The sequence below is a fragment of the Anoxybacillus sp. J5B_2022 genome, from assembly GCF_026847645.1.
In the GTDB taxonomy this organism is placed as follows: domain Bacteria; phylum Bacillota; class Bacilli; order Bacillales; family Anoxybacillaceae; genus Anoxybacteroides.
In genome coordinates, this window is sequence record NZ_JAPSMC010000099.1 from 1 (window position 1) to 5,665 (window position 5,665).

Consider the following 5,665-nt stretch of genomic DNA (forward strand, 5'->3'; position numbering starts at 1 on the left):
CTCTTTTTTCTCATACGAAATCATTAATTCCAACACTTGTTCTTTTTCTTTCGTTTCCATTTCATTCACCTCGTTTCGTAATTGTTGTTCTTCTTCATCTGATAATTTTACATACGTTTCAAAAAAGCCGATGAACAACCGCTGCTTTGCTTCGTCTAATTCCATCCGCACGATCATGCGTAAAAATTGTTTCTTTAGTTCTATTCTTTCACTTTCAGTATACCCCATTTTACTTAACAATGCAGCGGCGATTGGGTTGTCATGACGAATATAGTCACGCCAGTTTTGCTTGCGCAATTCAACCACCAAAAATTGAAACTGAAGCACATCAAAAAACGGAAATTGGAGTGTAAACGATGAAGGTTCGTGGCGAATGAAGTCATAGCTAAACAGCGCAATGGGAAGAATGGGCTTGCGATGCTTTTCAAACAAGCGGCTAAAGTAAATAAACATTCGTTCCGGAAAAGATGGCTGCACGTAGCTTTGATTTTCGATATGGACGATAATCAAGCCGTCTTCCCCTTTTAATTTTGTTTCGACAAGTAAATCAACGCGATACTTCTCCCCTGCCGTCACATCCGTAAACAATTCCTCCGACAAAAACGACACATGGTAAAAGTCGATATGCTCATGCACATGTGGGAAAAAGAGGAGAAGAAACTCTTCAAAAAACGTCGTAATCAGCTCTTTAAACAACCGATCATGATCAACCACCATATATGTACCTCGCTTTCCATTTTGTTGCATATTTTTCGACAACAAAAACAACATTCCTGCTTCGGAAATGAAAAAACAGAGAGCCACTCAACGACTCTCTGTTTCTATAAAACTTCGACAAACTTCGGGGCGTGACAGTGCACGCTACCCCCTCAAATTAAATTTTTTCATCCAAAAATGAACGGATAGCAACCGCCATAAGTGGTATTTACCAAACGGTTTCTCCGGATCGTTTAGCCAGTTTCTTAGTTGTGCTTTGTCGATCCATAAATCAAGCGGTGAGTCGTTCGATAGAAGAATGGATTGAATTTCTGTAAATTTTTCTCTATACCAAATGTCCTCTGGTGTCACAAACCCTTTCTTATCGACCCGCAGACGAACTTTATCGTTCATTATCCCCTTCATCGCTTGCCGCAAAAACGGTTTCGTATATCCGCCATAAATTTTGTATCCTCCCGGTATGGACAACATTAGTTCCACTAACCGGTAATCGAGATACGGTGTTCGTGCTTCAATAGAAAATGCCATCGAATTTCGGTCTTCGTATCGTAACAATGACTGCAAGGATCCGAAAATTTCTGTATATAGATACTCTTGGAAATTGCTTGGGATTTCCGTTCTAGTGATATGTTGGTATTCTTTTTTCAACAGTTCCTTGACATCGCTCCCACGGCGAATTTTTATCCCTAACGCATGATAAATGATTTTCAACCACACTTTTCCTAGCGGCTCCGTAGCGGAAATAAGTCCTGTTTCTTTTAATTTTTTCAACTCTTCAGCCGCCGTTTGGAACTCGCCGGCTCGAATTAAATTTGCCATATATACCGAGATATATGGATGGTAGCCTGCCATCGTTTCATCGGCCCCTTGTCCATCTAACAGCACCGTGATATTGTTTTGCCGAGCAAGCCTCATCACATTCCATTGAGCATATATCGACGTAGATTTAAACGGCTCGTCTTGATGCCAAATTAAATCTTCAATTTCATTAAATAAATCATTCATATCTGGATATACTTGATAACTATCCGCTCCTGCCTGCTCGACAATGGTTTCCGCAAACTCCCATTCGTCATATTTTTTATTGGCAAAGCACGACGTAAACGTTTTAATGTTATTCCGAACACCGTCTTGCTTAAACAGTTCGTGCATCACTAATACAATTGAAGAAGAGTCCATCCCGCCACTTAAGCAAGAGCCAACCGGCACATCGCTTCTAAGCCGCAACCGGACGGAATCAAACAACAGCTCTTTAAATTGACGCTGATACTCGGTCAGGTTGCCGTCTCGTTTCATTGCTTTGTTTACCAGTGGGTGGTAATATCTCCAAGTTTTTAAACTACCTACCCCTTCATCTAAATTTATGCGCATTGCTTCACTCGGAAGAAGCTGATTTACTCCCTCAAAAAATGTTTCTTTTTCCATATTCACTTCTCCGAATAAGAGAAACTTAGCGACTTTATCCCGGTTGGCTTTTTTATTAACAAAATCTTCTACAAGCAACTGCTTAATTTCAGAGGCAAAAGCAATCGTTTCGTCTTTAACGACATAATAGAACGGTTTTACACCAAATCGGTCTCTAGACGCAAACAGCGTTTTGGCCACCGTATCAACGATGATAAACGCCCACATGCCGTTAAATTTGTGCAAACACGCTTCTCCCCATTCATCGTACGCTGCCATAATTACTTCCGTATCGGTCGTTGATACAAAACGATGCCCTAAAGCTTCTAACTCTTTTCGGATTTCGATGTAGTTATAAATCTCCCCATTAAACACGATCCAATATCTTCCGTTTTTATAACTCATCGGCTGTGAGCCGTTATTGGAAAGGTCGACAATCGCTAACCGTCGATGCCCTAACCACAACTTGCCTTCAAACAATGATTGATGTCCTTCTCCGTCAGGTCCTCGATGCTCAATAATATCCGTCATTTTCTTTATCGTTGCAAACGAAATAGGTCTATTTGAAAATATAGCTGCTATGCCGCACATAATATCCTCCTAGGTTAACACGGTAGTAACATTTTTAGTATACAAAGCAGAGGATATTCGTTCATTAAAAGTGATTAAAAATTTTTAAAGCTGCTTCACATCTTTTGTTTGATAGTGGAATCGGGGCGTGACAGTGGCACGCTACCCTACTTCATATTCCTTTCTTGCCGTCCTTCTTTTATTCTCCGAAACACCGTCGCCTTCCATAGTGCTTCATCGGTGATGTCTTCCGCTTCTGCTAAATCGGCAATGGTGCGAGCGAGGCGAATAATTTTTATTTGGACACGGTTGCTCCAGTCATTCATAGCCGCCCAATGTTGAAGCAGTTGTTGTTGCCCTTTCGTCAATGGACTTTTCGCAAGCAGCACGTCTATCGGCACACGGCCGTTTGTTATTTCTTCCCCATATCGTTCGAATTGCCGGAAACGCGCAGCTTCCACACGGCTGCGAATCGTTTCCGAACAGTCTACTTGCTTTGATTTTTGAGTCAAATTCACTGCTTCTAACGATAACAGTATATCGATACGATCGTAAATCGGCCCGGAGATGCGCTGGCGATAGGCGTGGATTTGTTTTGGGCTGCATATGCAATAGCGTTTTTTCGAACCGGAATATCCGCATGGGCATGGGTTCATCGCTCCGATCAAAATAAAATGTGCTGGATACGTCACCGTCGACGAAACGCGGCTAATCGTCACTTTGCCTGTTTCTAACGGCTGGCGAAGCATGTCCAGCGTCTTTTTCGTAAACTCTGCCATTTCATCAAGAAATAACACCCCGCGATGGGCAAGGGAAACCTCTCCCGGCTTCGGCTGTGTTCCTCCACCAATCAATGCTACAGAAGATGCTGAATGATGTGGATGACGAAACGGTGGAGAGGAATCGTTTTTCGGTTCTCCTGCTAGTTGGTATAAACTAAGCACTTCCAGCTGCGCTTCATCGGAAAGGCGCGGCAAAATCGTCGGAAACGTTTCAGCTAATAAACTTTTCCCACACCCCGGCGGTCCGATCATTAACACGTTATGTTCCCCTGCTGCGGCAACTTCCAATGCATACTTTGCGTGCTCATGCCCAATGATATGTTGAAAATCGCGGTGGTTGTTTTTCGGGGTGTCCGCTACGGCGGGGAAATGCATAGCTGGGGGAAACGCTTGTTGCCCTTTTAAGCATTGCATCACTTCATCTAACGTTTGCACAAACACACAATTGACATGTTGCAAGTGATGAAGGGGTAGGGTAGGATCGTATGGCGCATATACTTGCTCAAACCCAAGCTTTTTTGCCGCTAAAATGGCTGGTAACATCCCATCGACAGGCTGAATGGCTCCGTCTAATGACAATGAGCCTAAAAACGCAATATGTGGCGGAACTGGCTGTTCGAGCTTTCCTTTTACTTTTAAAATGCCAATCGCCATTGCTAAATCAAACATCGGGCTTTGTTTTTTTCGCTCTGGCGGCGACAAATGGATGACAAGTTTTTGCTTCATCACATCGCACCCAAAGGCGTACAACGCTGCAATGACTCGCTCCTTCGCTTCTTTCACCGATGTATCGGGTAATCCAACAATCACAACAGAAGGCATTCCCGGCAGTTCTTTCACTTCCACTTGCACACGATACCCTTCCATCCCGCGCAAACCGATGCTACAAACTTTCATGTTATTCCTCCTTGACACAGTTCGGTACAACATCTTCTTTCACAAACTGCACATATGCTCTTTTTTTCTCATTCATTGTTCCAGAAAAGTAACGAAGGAGTACATCAATGTTCATAAATGAAGGCAATGAGGGAGATTGGTGATAAAAATGGAAACTGCTCCAGCGATAATGTTCGGGGAGATGCACCATACGTGCCTCGACAGGGTTGAGATGAATATAGCGACTGACTTCTAACATCCCTGCGTCATCGTCAATGATTTTACTGAAGTAACGCTTTTCAAACACATGACCAGTTAACCCGTAACGTGTATTGTAATAATTGGCGTATCGTTTGTTAATCAGTGCCATGACTTTGGAAATGGATTGTTGTTGTGAGCGAAGTTGAAGATGAAAATGATTCGTCATGAGGCAATACGAAGCGAGTTCAAACGGAATGTTTTCATGAAGCTGTTCGAGGATATACAAAAACGCGCGGAAATCATTTGCGTCTTTAAACAACGGATCACGCCGGTTTCCACGGCACACAATATGGTAAAACAAATGCGGCACCCAAATCCGCCTCGCCCGACCCACATTTTTCACCTCACATGAACTTTCTTGCATATCCTTTCGACAAAAACGGGCAAAATCTGCATCAAAAGAAAAATTTTTTGATACTCTCTCGACGGGTGACAGGCACGCTCTTGAAATTTCTACGACTCTCTGTCTCTATAAAACTTCGACAATCTTCGGGGCGTGGCAGGCATGCTACCCCATTTCCATGAAGAATTTTTGTAAACGTTCCGCAGCCATTCGATATGCCTTTTCTTTATCACGAGGGCCTATTGCAATTATTTCCATCCTTATCGGCTGTCCTTCAACCGGGCGATAAATAATTCTAATATTTAGTGACTTCGACTTAATCTTTGCAAAACCATGCAAGTCCCCATGTAACGATTCAGCAACTCCATCCGGCTTAAATAGGGAACCTTGCTTTGCCCTTCTTAAAATTTCTAATAAAATGGTTTGTCTATGTCCTTTATTAATCGCTTTAATATCCTGCTTTACATCCTCAACAAACCTCAGTTCAACATTATATTTTTCTAAAATAATCTCCTGCAAATCTTCAAGCGTTTTCACATCAATCTTCCTCTAATAATTTCATTAATTCGTTTACATTAATATCTGCTTCATCAAAAATATCTGATAAAGTTTGATTTACAGGTTTATTCTTACGTGCATATGCCTCTTCCATAACAATTTGATCAAGTGCTTCTTCTACAACTTCTTTTATTTGGAGCAACTGCTCAAAATA

Annotated in this window: 5 protein-coding genes; all 5 read right to left on the reverse strand. The window is 42.2% G+C overall.

Annotated elements, in window-relative coordinates:
• Positions 1–717 (reverse strand): Rpn family recombination-promoting nuclease/putative transposase (locus M4I42_RS16165; RefSeq protein ID WP_268853086.1); only part of this gene is annotated, 717 nt, incomplete at its 3' end.
• A 144-nt stretch (positions 718–861) separates the two neighbouring features.
• Positions 862–2,712, reverse strand: coding sequence for an asparagine synthase (glutamine-hydrolyzing) (asnB, locus tag M4I42_RS16170; RefSeq protein ID WP_268853087.1), 1,851 nt, complete (start codon positions 2,710–2,712; stop codon positions 862–864).
• 146 nt (positions 2,713–2,858) lie between these two features.
• Positions 2,859–4,370, reverse strand: coding sequence for a YifB family Mg chelatase-like AAA ATPase (locus tag M4I42_RS16175; protein ID WP_268853088.1), 1,512 nt, complete (start codon positions 4,368–4,370; stop codon positions 2,859–2,861).
• 1 nt (position 4,371) lies between these two features.
• On the reverse strand, positions 4,372–4,944 hold the full coding sequence (locus M4I42_RS16180; RefSeq protein ID WP_268853089.1) for a transposase: 573 nt from the start codon (positions 4,942–4,944) through the stop codon (positions 4,372–4,374).
• A gap of 174 nt (positions 4,945–5,118) precedes the next feature.
• The gene (locus tag M4I42_RS16185) at positions 5,119–5,490 is read right to left on the reverse strand and encodes a type II toxin-antitoxin system RelE family toxin (protein ID WP_268853090.1); all 372 of its coding nucleotides are present in this window, start codon (positions 5,488–5,490) and stop codon (positions 5,119–5,121) included.
• Between the last annotated feature and the right edge of the window lie 175 nt (positions 5,491–5,665).